Source organism: uncultured Methylobacterium sp. (genome assembly GCF_964251405.1).
Lineage (GTDB): Bacteria > Pseudomonadota > Alphaproteobacteria > Rhizobiales > Beijerinckiaceae > Methylobacterium.
The window spans coordinates 1-14,734 of sequence record NZ_CAXUJR010000049.1 but is presented as its reverse complement, the minus strand read 5'-3'; the positions used below and the strand labels follow the sequence as shown (position 1 = coordinate 14,734).

The window sequence follows — 14,734 nt, the reverse complement described above, 5'->3', positions numbered from 1 at the left end:
GACCGGCGGCAGGTTGGGGTCGATGTCGGTGCGCAGGGACATCGGCTTGTCCATGGCGATCCCGCTGATCATCGACATCGTGTCGGCGATCAGCCCCGCGAGGGCGAACGTTTCCGGCTCGAGCTCGATGCGGCCGGCCTCGATCTTCGAGAAATCGAGCACGTCGTTGACGATGGTGAGGAGTGCCCGGCCGGAGCCGAGGATGCGGCTGAGCTTGCTCCGGTCCAGAGGTTCGTCGGGGCCTGCATCGAGCAGCAGCTCGGTATAGCCGAGGATGCTGTTGAGGGGCGTGCGGATCTCATGGCTCATGGCGGCCAGGAAATCGGACTTCGCCGCACTCGCCTTCTCGGCCTCCCGCCTCGCCGTCTCGGCGGCCTGGCCTGCCTCGATCAGTGCCGCCTCGACCTGCTTGCGCCGATCGACGTCGAAATTCAGGCCGACCAGCCGGACCGGATGGCCGTGAGCATCGAAATAGGCGCGGCCGATCCCATGGATCCAGCGGACGCCGCCGTCGGGCAGCAGTACCCGGAACTCGGCCGAATAGACCTCCTGAGCCTCGACCGCCTGCTTGACTGTTGCCCACACCTTTACCGAGTCGTCGGGATGGACAATCTCGTTCCACTCGGCCGCCGTCAGCGTCGTCGGCCCGGCGCCGTCGAGGCCGTGCATGGCCGCGCTCTCCGGCGACAGGACGATGGCGTCGGCGCCGAGAGCCACGTCCCAGGCGCCCGCGCCCGCCGCGGTCTGCGCGATGCGCAGAAGGTCCGTAGATTTCAGCAGAGCCTCTTGCGCCGTCACCGCGTCATGGATGTCGAGCGCCGTTCCAAGCCAGCCGACGATCGCTTCGTCGCGGTGGATCGGGACGACCATTACCCGGTGCCAGCGGAACGTGCCGTCCTGGTGCTGCAGGCGGATGTTGGCGGTCCCGCTGCCACCGGTGTCTGACCGGTCACTCCAGGCCCTCTCGACGAACGCGCGGTCGTCTGGGTGGTGTTTGGCCATCCTTTCGGGAAAGCTCGTCCCGATAGCGCCGTAGTAGGAGACGAACTGGCGGTTGGCGTAGGTCGTGTCACGGTTTTCGTTGTCCATGATCCAGACCATCTGCGGCAGGCTATCGGCGAGGATGCGATAGCGGGTCTCGCTCTCGCGCAGATCCTCCTCGGCTCGGCGGCGGCCGGTGGTGTCGCGCACCGAGGCGAGGAACCCATCGGGCCGGCCCGCGGCGTCCCGCAGCATGTGCAGCGAGGCCTCGATCCAGATCCAGTGGCCGTCCCGGTGGCGCATGCGGTTGATGCTGACCGCCCGCGTCACCTCCCCGGAGACAAGGGACGCGATCATGGCATGGAAGGTCGGAACGTCGTCGGGATGCATCGTGTCGAACGGGCGCGTCCCGATCAGTTCCGCAGGCGCGTAACCCAGAAGGTCCTGCGATGCCGGCGAGATGTAGATCCGGCGGCCGTCGCGATCGAGCTGCGCGATCATGTCGGTCGAGTTGTCGGTCAGGAGGCGGTAGCGGGCCTCGCTGATGCGCATGGCTTCGGCCGCCTGCCGCTGCTCGGTGGTGTCGCGGCTGAGCTGGGCGAAGCCGATCAGGTTGCCCTGATTGTCCCGGATCGGCTGGATCAGGTCGGAGGCCCAGAACAGGCCGCCGTCCTTGCGCACGCGCCAGCCCTCGGACGTCGACCGGCCGTCGGCCACGGCCGCATGGAGGGCCGCCCGCGGCAGGCTCGCAGCCTGATCGTCGTCGGTATAGAGCCGCGAGACATGCTGGCCGACGACCTCCTCGCTGCGGTAGCCGTAGATCCGCTCGCCGCCGGCGTGCCAATCGGTGACGATGCCGTGCGGGTCGAGCATGCAGATGGCGCAGTCCGTGATGCCCTCGACCAGGAGCCTGACGCGCTCCTCGCTCTCGATGAGCCGCACCTCCGTCCGGTGCAGGTCGGTCACGTCCATGGTGACGATGATGAAGGCGCCCTCGCACCCGTCGGCCTCGTAGGCCGCCCGCACGACCACGGTCCGCACGTCGCCCGAGGGGCGGACGACACGCGTCTCGAAGCTGAAGTCACACCTCTTCGCGAGCGCTTCGTCCCAGGCGGTACGAACGAGGCAGCGGTCGTCGGGATGGCAGCGTTCGATCAGCCCCTCGAGGTTCGGTTCGCCTTGACGCGGGTCGATCCCGAAGATCCGGAACATCTCCGCCGACCAGATCCGCCGGTCGGTCCCGAGTTGGAGGCGGCACTACCCGACATGCGCCATCTGCTCGGCCATGACGAGCAGCCGGTTGGTCTCGCTCAGGCGCAACTCGCGCTGGCGCAGGGTCGCGGCCTGCGCCGCGATCAGCGCTTCGTGAGCCTGGCACGAGGCGGTCTCGTTGCGGGCGCGGACATCGGCCGCGGTCAGACGCAGATGGGCGACGACGATGGCGGCGAGATCCTGGAGCTGACGGCTTTCTCCGGGCGACAGGGTTCTCGGCACCACGTCGATCACGCAGAGCGTGCCGACACGCAAGCCGGGCTCGACCTCGAGCGGCGCACCGGCATAGAAGCGAATCCCCGGCTTGCCGGTGACCAGAGCATTCTGCGCGAAGCGCGGGTCCTGGCTCGCGTCCTCGACCACCAGAACGGCGCTCGACAGGATGGTATGATTGCAGAAGGCGAGGTCCCGGCTCGTCCCGTCGAACGAGAGGCCGCATTTCGCCTTGAACCATTGCTCCTCCGCCTCGATCATCGAGATGAAGGCGATGGGGAGGCCGAACAGGGCGGACGCCGTCCGGCAGACCGCGTCGAAATGGTCCTCTGGCGCGGTTCCGACGATCTCGAGGGCGCGCGGGAGGTCGAGGCGCTGCGGCTCGTTGGCGGCGACGGGAAACAGAACGGACACTTCGCTTCGGTCCTTTCCGTACTCGGTCGGCTGGCAGCCGATCCTATGGGCGCGCCTGTCTGGATGGACGATCGTCACGGACGATGGGCGCATGATGCAGAAGCCGATATCGGAATTCTGTTAAGGCCACGCTTCCTCCCAGGCGAAATGCGGTCGCGCCGGCTGCGACGTCACGATTTCGGCCGTGCTCGTCGGCTACAGTCCGCAAATGCTCGCTATCCCGTTCCTCGCCGCCTCCGTTCTGACCCTGACCGCCGCCGCACCCTGCGATGCCGGCGCCCGCGCCAGGCTCCTCGCGCCGCCAACACCCAACGATGACGCGGTGTCGCTGACCTGCTCCGTCCGGCTGCGGCCGGGCGAAAGGGTCGAGCGCCGCATCCTGCTCGAAGGGGCAGGCGCCTCAGGCGTCGAGGTCGATTGCAACGGCGCCACCATCGGCCGAACCCTGCCGGCCCCGAAATTCTACGAGTTCGCGGTCGAGATCCGCTCGCGCCGTCCCGACCCGTCGGCCGAGCGCTGGGAACGGCCGGTCGGGGTGACCCTGCGCGACTGCACGATCCTCGGCAACGTCCGGGTCTGGGGCATGGGGCTCAACGGTCAGGGCGAGGCGGTCCGCGCATCCTCGCACCGGCCCGGCCATACCGAGCGGGCGCAGGCGGCGGCACCCAGTGGGGTCCGCATCCTCGACTCCCGCCTGACGGCGCTGGGATCGATCCCGCTCTATCTCGGCCCCGGCGTGACGAGGCTGACCCTGTCGGGATCGACGCTGTCGGGGAAATCCGGCTCGGTCGGGCTCTATCTCGACGCCGAGAGCGCGGACAATGTCATCACCGGCAACGTGTTTTCCGTCGAGACCGGCCGCGAGGCGGTGGCGGTGGACGGATCGGCCCGCAACACGATCCGCCACAACCGCTTCGCGCTCGGCTATCGCGGCGGCATCCATCTCTACCGCAACTGCGGCGAGGGCGGCACGGTCCGCCACCAGACACCGTCGGACAACGTGATCACGGACAACAGCTTCCGCGCGACCGGTCTCCTGCGTCCGGACCCGGTCAAGGTCGGGTCCCGCGGCGGCTGGGGCTGGACCATGAATTGCACTGCCGACGCGGGCTACCCGTTCGGCAGCAGCCTCGACGACGACGACGGTGCCACGGGCAACGTCGTCGAGCGCAACCGGGTCGAGTAGGGCCTACTTCTTGGCGGCCTTCACGGCCGAACTGACCATGTCCTTGGTCGAGGGGGCGGCGGCATTGGTCTTGGCGACGACCTTCTTCGGCTTCTTGGCTTCGCGGCTGCCGCGCTTGTTTTCCTGTGCCATGTCGCTCTCCTTGGGTTCTTCCGGGGGATGATCATGGCATGCCCCGGAGAAACCGCGGCATGGAAAATATGCCGGTCGCCGCGGCGCCAGCCCTCACAGCGGGATGTTGTCGTGCTTCTTCCAGGGCTGCTCCATCTCCTTGGTGCGCAGCATGCCGAGCGCCCGCGCGATCCGCTTGCGGGTGGAATGGGGCATGATGACCTCGTCGATGTAGCCGCGCTCCGCCGCCACGAAGGGCGACAGGAAGCGGTCCTCGTATTCGCTCGTGCGGGCGGCGATCTTGTCGCTATCGCCGATCTCGCTGCGGAAGATGATCTCTACGGCGCCCTTGGCGCCCATCACGGCGATCTGCGCGGTGGGCCACGCGTAGTTCAGGTCGGCGCCCACGTGCTTCGAGGCCATCACGTCGTAGGCGCCACCGAAGGCCTTTCGGGTGATGATGGTGACCAGCGGCACCGTGGCCTGGCTGTAGGCGAACAGCAGCTTGGCGCCGTGTTTGATCAGGCCGCCATATTCCTGCGCCGTCCCCGGCAGGAAGCCTGGCACGTCCACGAAGGTGACGATCGGGATCGAGAAAGCGTCGCAGAAGCGCACGAACCGCGCGGCTTTTCGCGATGCATCGGAATCGAGCACGCCGGCGAGTACCATCGGCTGGTTGGCCACGAACCCGACCGTGCGGCCCTCGATGCGGCCGAAGCCGGTCATGATGTTGCGGGCGTAGGTCGCCTGGATCTCGAAGAAATCGCCCTCGTCGGCCACACGCCGGATCAGCTCGCCCATGTCGTAGGGCTTGTTCGGATTGTCGGGGATGAGCGTGTCGAGGCTCATGTCGAGGCGAAGCGGATCGTCGAAGCTCTCGATCTCGGGCACGCCGTCGATGTTGTTGGCGGGCAAGAAGTCGAGGAGCCGCCGGATCTGCAGGATCGCCTCGACGTCGTTCTCGAAGGAGCCGTCGGCGATCGAGGACTTCGTGGTGTGGACCTTGGCGCCGCCGAGCTCCTCCGCCGTGACGACCTCGTTCGTCACCGTCTTGACCACGTCGGGGCCGGTCACGAACATGTAGCTCGTGTCGCGGACCATGAAGATGAAGTCGGTCATGGCCGGCGAGTAGACGTCGCCGCCCGCGCACGGTCCCATGATCACGGAGATCTGCGGGATCACGCCGGAGGCCGCGACGTTGCGCTTGAACACCTCGCCGTAGCCGCCAAGGGCGGCCACGCCCTCCTGGATGCGGGCGCCGCCGGCATCGAAGATGCCGATGGTCGGCGCGCGCATCTTCAGCGCCATGTCCTGGACCTTGACGATCTTCTGGGCATGCGCCTCGGACAGCGAGCCGCCGAAGACGGTGAAGTCCTTCGAGAACAGGAACACCGTGCGGCCGTTGATCGTGCCCCAGCCGGTGACGACGCCGTCGCCGGGGATCTTCTGCTTCTCCATCCCGAAATCGGAGGAGCGGTGCTGCACGAACATGTCGAATTCCTCGAACGACCCGTGGTCGAGGAGAAGTTCGATGCGCTCGCGCGCCGTCAGCTTGCCGCGCTTGTGCTGGGCGACGACGCGGTTCTCACCGCCGCCGAGGCGGGCCTGCGCACGCCGCTCCTCGAGCCGTTCGAGAATGTCCTTCATGGTGGTTTGGCCCTAAGCGCTGGAGCTGTCACGACCCGACGGCGCCGCGACAGGCTTGGCGGTAAGGTCTCCGTTCGGCTCTAGCACGCGCTGTCAGCGTCGAAAACGGGTTCAGCCGGCGAGTTTCGCCATCACGGCCGCCGCCTCGAACTCCGCCCGGCGCGCCGCCGTCCGGGCTTCCGCCTCAGCGTCGGAGCCCCAGACCGCCGCCTGATAGGTCTCGTCGACATGGGCCGCATCCCAAGCTTCCTCCGGGCTCAGGCGGCCATGCAGCGTCGCGAGCGCGATCAGGAGCGAGCCGGTCAGAGTTGTCAGGGTGTGGAAGGCGGCCAACCGGAACGGCCCCTCGATCGCCGCCACCGCGGCTTCCAAGGCGCGAACCGAGCCCTCCGGCTGCTCGACGTGCCGCACGCCCTCACTGAGCATGAAGCGGGCGCCGAAGGTCTCGTGCGCCCAGTCGAGCACCGGGTCCCAAGCGGCGGCCTGCATCGCCACGAGGCGCTCGGGGTCGCCGGCCCTGTAGGCGACGAGGTCGGTCCGGGCATAGGTGCAGAGGTCCTCCACCACGGCCTCGCGGCGCGGCGCGACACCGTCGATGGCGGTGTTGGCGAGACGGGTCAGCGGCATCCTGGCCGGATCGATGACGGCGACCTGCGCGGCCCATTCCGCCGCCACGGCCTCGGCCAACTCGCGCGTCGGCAGGCAAAGGGGGTTCTTGGCGGGGGTGTTGGCGGGACGGCCGTCGAGGGTGAGGCGGAAGCCGTCCCCGACCTCCGCAAAGCCCGCCTCGGCGTAGAACCGTTTCGGTAGCGCCGGGCGGCCGCCGTCACGCACCGACCGCAGCGGGTCGGGCGGTTGCGGAGAGGAGTCGGTCGGCTCGCCGAGCCAGTCGGGAAGGGGATCGTCACTCATGTGTGGTCAGATAGGCGCTTGCCGCCCGCCCGGCGAGCCGGCGTCGGCGACATAGCCTGTTCTCAGGTGGGCTGCAGAATATCCCGGAAGAGGTCGGCCAGCGCGGCGGAATCGTCGACGACCGTGACCGCGCCAGCGCCGAACAGCGCGCCGGGGCGATGATAACCCCAGCCGACCCCCACCGCTGCGACGCCGGCGCTCACCGCCATCGCCATGTCGTAGGTGGTGTCGCCAATCATCATCGTGGCGCTGGGCGCGGTACCGGCCTCCGCCATCGCCTGCTCCAGCATGGTCGGGTCGGGCTTGGAGGGCGCGTCGTCGGCGGTCTGCGTCGTGGCGAACCAGCCTTCCCACCCGTTGGCTGCGATGAGGTGCTCGACGCCGCGGCGCGACTTGCCGGTGGCGATGCCGAGTTGCAGGTCGTGGCGGGCATGAAGTCGGGCCAGCAGCTCGCCCATGCCGGGAAACAGCGGCTCCTCGTAGGCCGGGTCGAGCCGCAGGGCGTTGAAGGCCCGCTTGTAGCTTTCCGACAGGCTCGCGACCGGGCCGTCGTCGCCCACGAGGCGGCGGAACGCCTGCGGCAGCGACAGCCCGACGACGGAGAGCGCCTCGCGCCGCTCCGGCATCGGCAGGTCGTGCTCGGCGAAGGCGACGCCCTGCGCGGCCACGATGAGGTGCTGGCTGTCGACGAGGGTGCCGTCGACGTCGAAGACGATGAGCCTCACGGCCGGTCGTGCCCGTCGCGGACGTGCTCCGTCGGCCTCACGGCTGTCGGGCCGGTGCCGTCTGCGGCTGGGCCGGCACGGCTCTCGGGCGTTCGTAGCCGAGCTTGCACCGCACGAGGAAGCGGCGGCGTGCCCCGCCCCGCAGCCCGCGATTGGTCGATTGGCGGTTGCAGGCGGCGTAGGATGTCCGCCGCCGCCTCTCGGGCCGTGCGGCGGGAGCGCCGCGCTGCGCCGCAGTTGCCGGGGTGGCCTGCGGCGCGGGAGGCGGTGCCTGCACGCCGGGCGATTGGCCCGGAGGGGCCGCATTCTGGGCCTGGGCGCCGCCGAGCGCCAGCAGCCCCAGCAGTAGGCCGCCCGTCAGGGTCGCGCCGATCAGGGCCGTCACGCGCGTCGTGGTCGTCGGTCGATGCATCGATGCTCCGCCAGAGGCCCGGTGCGGGCGCTTCGCACGCCTTCGTCGCGCCCGCACCGGGAGGATAAGGCATGCAAGCCGTTTTCCAAGCACCTTCCCGCCGCGCGCCGTCAGGCGACGGTGCGGCATCCCGCGTCAGGCTTCCGGCGCCTCGACGATCGGGTCGTAGCGCGAGGCGTCAAAGCCGAGGAGGTTCCAGCTCTGGGCCATGTGCGGCGGCAGCGGCGCCGTCACGTCGATGGGCCTGTTCGTGCGCGGATGCGGGATGACGATCCGGCGCGCCAGGAGATGCAGGCGGTTCTGGATGCCGCCGGGCAGCTCCCAGTTCTCGATACTGAAATATTTCGGGTCCCCGACGATGGGGTGACCGATATGGGCCGCATGCGCGCGCAACTGGTGGGTCCGGCCCGTCACCGGCTTCAGCGACAGCCAGGACAGCTTCTGGGCCGCATTGTCGACCATGGCGTAGTAGGTCAGCGCGTGGGCCGCACCCTCGTCGCCGTGCTGGGCGACGCGCATGCGCGCGTCGGCGTCGGTGGGCTCCTCCTTTGCGAGGTAGGTCGAGATCCGGCCCTGGTGGACGCGGGGCACCCCGGCGGTGAGCGCCCAGTAGACCTTGCGGGCCGAGCGCGAGCGGAAGCTCTTGGACAAAGTCGCCGCGGCAAGGCGCGTCTTGGCGACGATGAGGCAGCCGGCGGTGTCCTTGTCGAGGCGATGGACGAGGCGCGGCTTCTGGCCGTCGGGACCGGTCAGCGCGTCGAGGAGGCCGTCGACGTGGCGCACGGTACCCGACCCGCCCTGGACCGCGAGGCCGAACGGTTTGTTGAGCACCATCATGTCCGCATCCTCGTAGAGGATCAGCGAGCGAATGAAGTCGGCATCGGTGGCGTCGCGGGCGAGGCTGCGCGGACGCTCCGCGACCGGGTCGAGCTTGAGCGGCGGGATGCGCACGCTCATGCCCGGCTCCAGCCGGTCGTTGGGCTTGGCGCGTTTGCCGTCGACGCGCAGTTCGCCCTTGCGGACGATGCTCTGGACGCGGGTGAAGGGCAGCTGCGGAAACCGCGTCGTCAGGAAGCGATCGATCCGCATCCCGGCCTCGTCCTCCTCGACGGTGAGCGTCTGCACGCCCGAGGCGAGGGTCGCGGAGGCGGCGGCACGCTGCTCGCGCCTGGTCGGTCCCTCGACGACGGGGGGCTGCTCTTGCGGCGCGGCGCGGCGGCGCGGCGCGAGATCCGGCGACGCTGCCCTCGTCCGTGGCGCACGCGTTCTCGTCTTCTCGACGGCCTCGCCGCGGGCCTCCAAGGTCTGCTCTTGGCTCGTCCCTTCGCTCGTCCCTTGGCTCGCCTCCTGGCCCGGACGCCAGGGGGCGTGCTTGGCGGCGGCATCGCCCCTGACCTGCGCCGCGCGCTGTGCGGCGTCGAGGGCGCTGGTGCGCGGGCCGGTGCGCTCGCGGTCGGGGCGACGGAAGGCGTCCGATCGACCGGGCTTTCTGGGGCGGCCGAACTTTTCGGGGCGGCCGGGCTTGCCCGATCGGCTGGGGCCGGCGCCTTTGCCCGCGCCGGGGCCTTTGCGCCCGGAGCCGCCGCGTGATGGTGGTCTGACAGTCATGCCCGCTCGTAACACCCGCGCCGGGCCTCGGCAAAGCAGTCCAGCCTTGCGGAACGCGTCAGGCCGCCCTGCGCGCCGCCTCGATGGTGAGCCCGGTGCCCACCGAGCCAAAGGTGTCGCCCTCGACCACCCTTGCCCGCGGGACGGCGGCGACCAGAGCTGCGCGCACATGCGGCAGGCCGGTGGAGCCTCCCGTCAGGAACAGCGCGTCGATGTCGGAGGCGTCGAGGCCGGCCTGGGCAAGGCAGCGTCCGATCCGCTCGGCGATGCGGCGGCTGAGTTCGCCCGTATGGGTAACGAGGCCGTCCCGGTCGATCTCCGCCGCGAGCCCGTCCTCGACCCAGTCGAGGGAGACGCCGCCCTCGCCCCGGTCCGAAGCGGCGATCTTGGCGCCTTCCACTTCCATGGCAAGCGAATGGCCGCGCTCGGCCTCGACGACGGTGTAGAGCCGGTCGACAAGGTCAGGCCGCTGCGCGTCGCGGCGGACCTCCTCGATCTCCCGTAGGGTCTTGGCGTTGTAGAGCCGGTTGATGCTCGACCACGTGGCGAGGTCGTGGAAATACGAGGTCGGAACGTCGAGGTCGCCGCGCTTCATCGCGCTGCCGAGGCCGAGCAGCGGCATCACCGTGCGCAGGCTGAGGCGGCGGTCGAAATCGGTGCCGCCGATGCGCACGCCGTCATTGGCGAGGATGTCCTCGGCGCGCTCCGCCCTGGCATGGCGCTCGGGCGAGAGGCGCACGATCGAGAAGTCCGAGGTTCCACCGCCGATATCGGCGATCAGCGCGATCTCCTCCGAGCGCACCTGTCGCTCGTAGTCGAGGGCGGCGGCGATCGGCTCGAACTGGAACGAGACGTGCCTGAAGCCGATGCCGTTGGCGATCTCGCGCAGGGCGCCCTCCGCGCGGGCATCGCCCTCGGGGTCGCCATCGACGAAATGGACCGGGCGGCCATGGACCACGGTGTCGAGGGAACGACCCGTCGCGGCCTCGGCCCGTGCCTTGATGACGGCGAGGTAGCGGCCGATGACGTCGCGAAAGCGGATGCGCTCGCGGCCGACCGGCGTCGTCTCTTCGAGGAGCGAGGAGCCGAGCACGGATTTCAGGCTGCGCATCAGCCGGCCGGGATTGCCCTCCACATAGGCCGCCATCGCGGCCCGGCCGACGAGGCTTCCCTGCCCCGGCGCGAAGAAGATCGCGCTGGGGATCGTGAGGTGGCTTCCCTCTAGCGGCACCAGGGCCGGATGCGGCCCGGCGGCGAGGCCGAGGGTGGTGTTGGACGTGCCGAAATCGAGGCCGCAGGCCGCCATGAGGTTTCTTCGCGCGAGATGCCGGGAATCGGGGCGGTCCCCCTACAGGGTCGGCTCCCCCCGGTCCACCCGCAAGACGCAGGCCGGCCCTACAGCCAACGCGGCCCGAGGAAGATGAGGAGCGCGGCCGCGAGCCAGGCGGCGAGCCCGCCGAGGATGGCCAGCCGGTAATCGAGGCCGCCGCTCAAGGCATACGCGACGCCCAGGAAGACGAGGTAGGCCGGGATGGTTTTGACGCCGGCGAGGCAGGCCTCGCGGAACCCGCCCGCGTCACCCTTCGCGCCCACCGCCAGCAGGGCGATGATCGCGAAGGTCGGCGCCAAGGGCAGGATGCCGGGCAGCACGTTGCCGCGCTTCGAGGCGAGCACGATCGCCATGGTCACGAGGCCCCCGACGAGGCCCTTCCAGAGGACGTCCATCAGCGCTCCGAATCGTCCTTGCGCTCAGCCCGCAGGCGCTCCCAATGGGCGAGGCGGTCACTGTACCGGCTTTCCATCCCCCGGTCGGTCGGTTCGTAGAAACGCTGGCGCCCGAGCCGGTCCGGCCAGTAATCCTGCCCCGAGAAGGCGTCCGGCTCGTCGTGGTCGTAGCGGTAGCCGTCGCCGTAGCCGATCTGGCGCATCAGCTTCGTCGAGCCGTTGAGGATCGTGCGCGGCGGCGGCAGGGAGCCGTGCTCCTTGGCGACCTTCGTGGCGGCCTTGTAGGCGGTGTAGACCGCGTTCGATTTCGGCGCGCAGGCGAGGTAGACCGTGACCTGCGCTAGGGCGAGCTCGCCCTCCGGCGAGCCGAGGAAGTCGAACGCGTCCTTGGCGGCGGTGGCGACCACCAGCGCCTGCGGGTCGGCGAGCCCGATATCCTCGACCGCCATGCGCACGAGGCGCCGGGCGATGAACAGGCGATCCTCGCCGCCGTCGAGCATCCGACAGAGGTAATAGAGCGCGGCGTCCGGGTCGGAACCACGCACGGTCTTATGCAGGGCGCTGACGAGGTTGTAGTGGCCCTCCTGGGACTTGTCGTAGATCGGGGCGCGGCGCTGGATGATCTCCTGCAGCGTCGCCGCATCGAACACCTCCCCGGGTTTGGCCGAGCGCCACACCTCCTCGGCGAGCGTCAGCGAGGCGCGCCCGTCCCCGTCGGCCATGCGCACGAGGACGCCGCGGCCCTCCTCGTCCAGCGGCAGCGGACGCTCGACCAGGGTCTCGGCCCGCGTCAGAAGCCGGGCGATGGCGGCCTCGTCCAGCGCCCGGAACAGAAGGACGCGGGCACGCGAGAGCAGGGCCGCGTTGAGCTCGAAGGACGGGTTCTCCGTGGTGGCGCCGACGAGCGTCACCGTGCCGTCCTCCATCACGGGGAGGAAGGCGTCGAGCTGCGCCCGGTTGAAGCGGTGGATCTCGTCGACGAAGAGCAGGGTCCCTTGGCCTCCCGAGCGCCGCCCGCGAGCCGCCTCGAACACCTTCTTGAGGTCGGCGATGCCGGAGAAGATCGCCGAGATCTGCTCGAAATGCAGATCGGTCTCGTGCGCCAGAAGCCGCGCGACCGTGGTCTTGCCGGTGCCGGGCGGCCCCCAGAAGATCAGCGAGCCGAAGGCCTTTCCGGCGAGCAGCCTGGTCAGCGCCCCGTCCGGCCCGGTGAGGTGTTCCTGGCCGACGACCTCGGCCAGGGTGGGTGGGCGCAGGCGGTCGGCGAGGGGCCGTGGGGCGGTGTTCTGAAGGCCGGCGGCTGAGAAGAGGTCGGACATCCGCGCATGAAGACCCGGCCGGCTGCGTGCCGCAACCGGCAAAACGCGACCATCCCCTTGCGATGGGATATCGCGGCACTGTCCGGGTCAGATCCCTGTAGGATGCCGGCACCGTCGGCTGCGAGGTTTCCCTTCGATGACGATCCGTCCCGGCCTCTCCCGTCGCGCCGCGCTGCTCGGGCTGTCGGCGGCCCCCTCGGTCGTCCTCGCGGCGAGCCGCGATGCCGGCGCAGCATCGCCGCAGCCGGGCGCCTGCCTGCTCACCCCGCAATCGATCGAGGGGCCGTTCTACCTCGATCCGCGCCTCGTGCGCCCCAACCTCGTCGAGGGACGCCCCGGCGTCCCCTTGCGCCTCGACCTGCGGGTCGTGGAAGCCGGGTCCTGCACGCCCCTGCGGGGAGCGCGCGTCGACGTCTGGCACGCCGACGCTCAGGGACTCTATTTCGGCTACGAGGCCCAAGGCGACCGCCGTCGGATCTCGACGGTGGGGCAGTCCTTCCTGCGCGGCACGCAGCTCAGCGACGGGATCGGAGCGGTCGCCTTCGAGACGCTCTATCCGGGCTGGTATCCCGGCCGCGCGACCCACGTCCATTTCAAGGTCTTCGTCGATTCCCGCACCCTGGTCACCGGACAGATGTATTTTCCCGACGAGACCAACGAGGCGGTCTACCGGACCGAGGCTGCCTACGGGAACCGGCTGTTCAAGCGCGACACCCTCAACGCCACCGACGTCTTCGCCCGCTCCGAGGATCCGCGGCGCCTCGGGTTCTGCACGATGAGGCGGGAGGGAGGCGTCTACGTCGCCAGCCTCACCATCGCGGTCGAGGGACGCAAAGCCCGCGGCTGAACTCTCACCCCCCGAACACCGAGGTCAGCACGGTGCCGCCGCGGTTGATCGAGACCTCCCAGGCGTTGATCGCCGTCTTGGTCAGGCGCTCGAGGTCCTTCGTGGTCGAGACCGGGGTGCCGTTGATGGCGACGATGACGTCGCCCTTCTGCAGCCCGGCCCGGTTGGCGAAGGAGCCGTCGTCGACGCTCGACACCGCCACGCCTTCGCTTGGGAAATCCACCTGCAGCTCCTCGGCGACCGCGGGCGAGGTGTTCACGAGCGTCGCGCCCATGAAGGGCGAGCGGGTGCGAACCTTGACGAGGTCGCGCGGCCGCGTCTCGGGGGCGGGTCCGAGCTTGACCGAGATCGTGCTGCGCGCCGTGCCGCGCTGGATGCCGAACTTGGTCTGGCCGGCGAGCCCCTTCAGGGCGAAGCGGTAACCGAACGCCTCGGGGTCGTCGACGACCTTGCCGTCCACGGTGAGGATGAGATCGCCGCGCTTGAGGCCGGCCTCCTCGGCCGGGCTCTTGGCCTGCAGGCTCGCCACCAGCACGCCGGTCGGATGGTCGAGTTCCATGCTCTCGGCGATGTCGGGGGTCACGCTCTGCACCCGCGCCCCGAGCCAAGGCCGCCGCACCGTCGAGGCGCCGGCCTTGGCCGTCTCTACCACCGCGTTGACCATACTGGCGGGAATGGCGAAGCCGATGCCGTGGCTGCCGCCCGACTGCGAGTAGATCGCGGTGTTGATGCCCACCAACCGGCCCTGGAGGTCGACGAGCGCACCGCCGGAATTGCCCGGATTGATCGCCGCGTCGGTCTGGATGAAGAACTGGTAGTCCGACGAGCCGACCTGCGTGCGCGCCAGCGCCGAGACGATGCCCTGCGTCACGGTCTGCCCGACGCCGAAGGGGTTGCCGATCGCCATCACGAAGTCGCCGACCTCGAGGGTCTCGGAATCGCCGAAGGGCATCGGCACCAGGCCGGCGTTGGGCGTCTTGATCTTGACCACGGCCAGATCGGTGCGCGGGTCGCGCAGCACGATGGTGGCCTCGTATTCGCGCCGGTCGGCGAGCGCGATCCGGACCTCGTTCATGTTCTCGATGACGTGGTTGTTGGTGATGACGAGGCCGCTCTCGTCGACGATGACGCCCGAGCCGAGGGAGCGCTGCGCCCGCTCGCCCGGCGCCCCGCCCCGCCCACGGCCAGACCCGTCCTCGCCGAAGAAGCGGCGCATGAACTCGTCCATGGCGCTGCGGCTCGCGCCGCGCTTCTCGACATGGGAGCCGTAGACGTTGACCACCGACGGAGCCGCCCGCTTCACGACGGGGGCGAAGGAGAGCTGGACCTGCCCCCGGCCCTGCGGCGGGACCTTCTCGGGCG

The 14,734-nt window shown here is 69.7% G+C and carries 14 protein-coding genes; 2 read left to right on the top strand and 12 right to left on the bottom strand.

Translation table 11 applies throughout. The features are described 5' to 3' along the window. The coding region (locus tag ACFE7U_RS10675) for a PAS domain S-box protein (protein ID WP_375409703.1) at window positions 1-2,193 on the bottom strand (2,193 nt) is incomplete at its 3' end. Window positions 2,194-2,238: 45 nt separating this feature from the next. Beyond that, window positions 2,239-2,880 (bottom strand): GAF domain-containing protein, encoded by a 642-nt coding sequence (locus ACFE7U_RS10670; RefSeq protein WP_375409702.1) that lies wholly within the window; start codon window positions 2,878-2,880, stop codon window positions 2,239-2,241. Between the two features lie 184 nt (window positions 2,881-3,064). Between ACFE7U_RS10670 and ACFE7U_RS10665 the strand changes: the two genes are divergently transcribed. Continuing rightward, entirely contained in the window at window positions 3,065-4,066 is a 1,002-nt protein-coding gene (locus tag ACFE7U_RS10665) for a right-handed parallel beta-helix repeat-containing protein (protein ID WP_375409701.1), read from the top strand. A 3-nt stretch (window positions 4,067-4,069) separates the two neighbouring features. On the opposite strand, the gene ACFE7U_RS10660 is transcribed toward ACFE7U_RS10665, so the two are convergent. The 9 genes from ACFE7U_RS10660 to ACFE7U_RS10620 all read right to left on the bottom strand — a co-directional run bounded on the left by ACFE7U_RS10660 (window position 4,070) and on the right by ACFE7U_RS10620 (window position 12,525). Further along, a complete protein-coding gene (locus ACFE7U_RS10660; RefSeq protein ID WP_375409700.1) occupies window positions 4,070-4,198 on the bottom strand; it encodes a hypothetical protein in 129 nt (42 codons plus the stop codon). 93 nt (window positions 4,199-4,291) lie between these two features. After that, window positions 4,292-5,824, bottom strand: coding sequence for an acyl-CoA carboxylase subunit beta (locus ACFE7U_RS10655; RefSeq protein WP_375409699.1), 1,533 nt, complete (start codon window positions 5,822-5,824; stop codon window positions 4,292-4,294). Window positions 5,825-5,935: 111 nt separating this feature from the next. Next, the gene (locus ACFE7U_RS10650; protein ID WP_375409698.1) at window positions 5,936-6,736 is read right to left on the bottom strand and encodes an ATP12 family chaperone protein; all 801 of its coding nucleotides are present in this window, start codon (window positions 6,734-6,736) and stop codon (window positions 5,936-5,938) included. A gap of 62 nt (window positions 6,737-6,798) precedes the next feature. Then, window positions 6,799-7,461: an HAD-IA family hydrolase gene (locus ACFE7U_RS10645; RefSeq protein WP_375409697.1), complete on the bottom strand. Its 663-nt coding sequence runs from the start codon at window positions 7,459-7,461 to the stop codon at window positions 6,799-6,801. Between the two features lie 37 nt (window positions 7,462-7,498). Beyond that, entirely contained in the window at window positions 7,499-7,873 is a 375-nt protein-coding gene (locus ACFE7U_RS10640) for a hypothetical protein (RefSeq protein ID WP_375409696.1), read from the bottom strand. Between the two features lie 135 nt (window positions 7,874-8,008). After that, entirely contained in the window at window positions 8,009-9,481 is a 1,473-nt protein-coding gene (locus tag ACFE7U_RS10635; RefSeq protein WP_375409695.1) for an RluA family pseudouridine synthase, read from the bottom strand. 58 nt (window positions 9,482-9,539) lie between these two features. Next, on the bottom strand, window positions 9,540-10,787 hold the full coding sequence (locus ACFE7U_RS10630) for an Hsp70 family protein (protein WP_375409694.1): 1,248 nt from the start codon (window positions 10,785-10,787) through the stop codon (window positions 9,540-9,542). A gap of 89 nt (window positions 10,788-10,876) precedes the next feature. Then, on the bottom strand, window positions 10,877-11,206 hold the full coding sequence (locus tag ACFE7U_RS10625) for a GlpM family protein (RefSeq protein WP_375409693.1): 330 nt from the start codon (window positions 11,204-11,206) through the stop codon (window positions 10,877-10,879). Continuing rightward, entirely contained in the window at window positions 11,206-12,525 is a 1,320-nt protein-coding gene (locus tag ACFE7U_RS10620; protein ID WP_375409692.1) for a replication-associated recombination protein A, read from the bottom strand. The genes ACFE7U_RS10625 and ACFE7U_RS10620 overlap by 1 nt, the downstream gene beginning before the upstream one ends. Window positions 12,526-12,661: 136 nt before the next feature. Between ACFE7U_RS10620 and ACFE7U_RS10615 the strand changes: the two genes are divergently transcribed. Then, window positions 12,662-13,372 carry an intradiol ring-cleavage dioxygenase gene (locus tag ACFE7U_RS10615; RefSeq protein ID WP_375409691.1) on the top strand — a complete coding sequence of 237 codons (711 nt, stop codon included), beginning with the start codon at window positions 12,662-12,664 and terminating at the stop codon, window positions 13,370-13,372. 4 nt (window positions 13,373-13,376) lie between these two features. Here ACFE7U_RS10615 and ACFE7U_RS10610 read toward each other — a convergent pair. Continuing rightward, on the bottom strand, window positions 13,377-14,734 hold a 1,358-nt coding region (locus tag ACFE7U_RS10610), incomplete at its 5' end, for a Do family serine endopeptidase (RefSeq protein ID WP_375409690.1).

Excerpts from the sequence above, each read along its gene's own strand:
- ACFE7U_RS10660 (WP_375409700.1), bottom strand. The coding sequence starts at position 4,198 with ATGGCACAGGAAAACAAGCGCGGCAGCCGCGAAGCCAAGAAGCCGAAG.
- ACFE7U_RS10655 (WP_375409699.1), bottom strand. The coding sequence starts at position 5,824 with ATGAAGGACATTCTCGAACGGCTCGAGGAGCGGCGTGCGCAGGCCCGC.
- ACFE7U_RS10650 (WP_375409698.1), bottom strand. The coding sequence starts at position 6,736 with ATGAGTGACGATCCCCTTCCCGACTGGCTCGGCGAGCCGACCGACTCC.
- ACFE7U_RS10640 (WP_375409696.1), bottom strand. The coding sequence starts at position 7,873 with ATGCATCGACCGACGACCACGACGCGCGTGACGGCCCTGATCGGCGCG.
- ACFE7U_RS10635 (WP_375409695.1), bottom strand. The coding sequence starts at position 9,481 with ATGACTGTCAGACCACCATCACGCGGCGGCTCCGGGCGCAAAGGCCCC.
- ACFE7U_RS10630 (WP_375409694.1), bottom strand. The coding sequence starts at position 10,787 with ATGGCGGCCTGCGGCCTCGATTTCGGCACGTCCAACACCACCCTCGGC.
- ACFE7U_RS10625 (WP_375409693.1), bottom strand. The coding sequence starts at position 11,206 with ATGGACGTCCTCTGGAAGGGCCTCGTCGGGGGCCTCGTGACCATGGCG.
- ACFE7U_RS10620 (WP_375409692.1), bottom strand. The coding sequence starts at position 12,525 with ATGTCCGACCTCTTCTCAGCCGCCGGCCTTCAGAACACCGCCCCACGG.
- ACFE7U_RS10615 (WP_375409691.1), top strand. The coding sequence starts at position 12,662 with ATGACGATCCGTCCCGGCCTCTCCCGTCGCGCCGCGCTGCTCGGGCTG.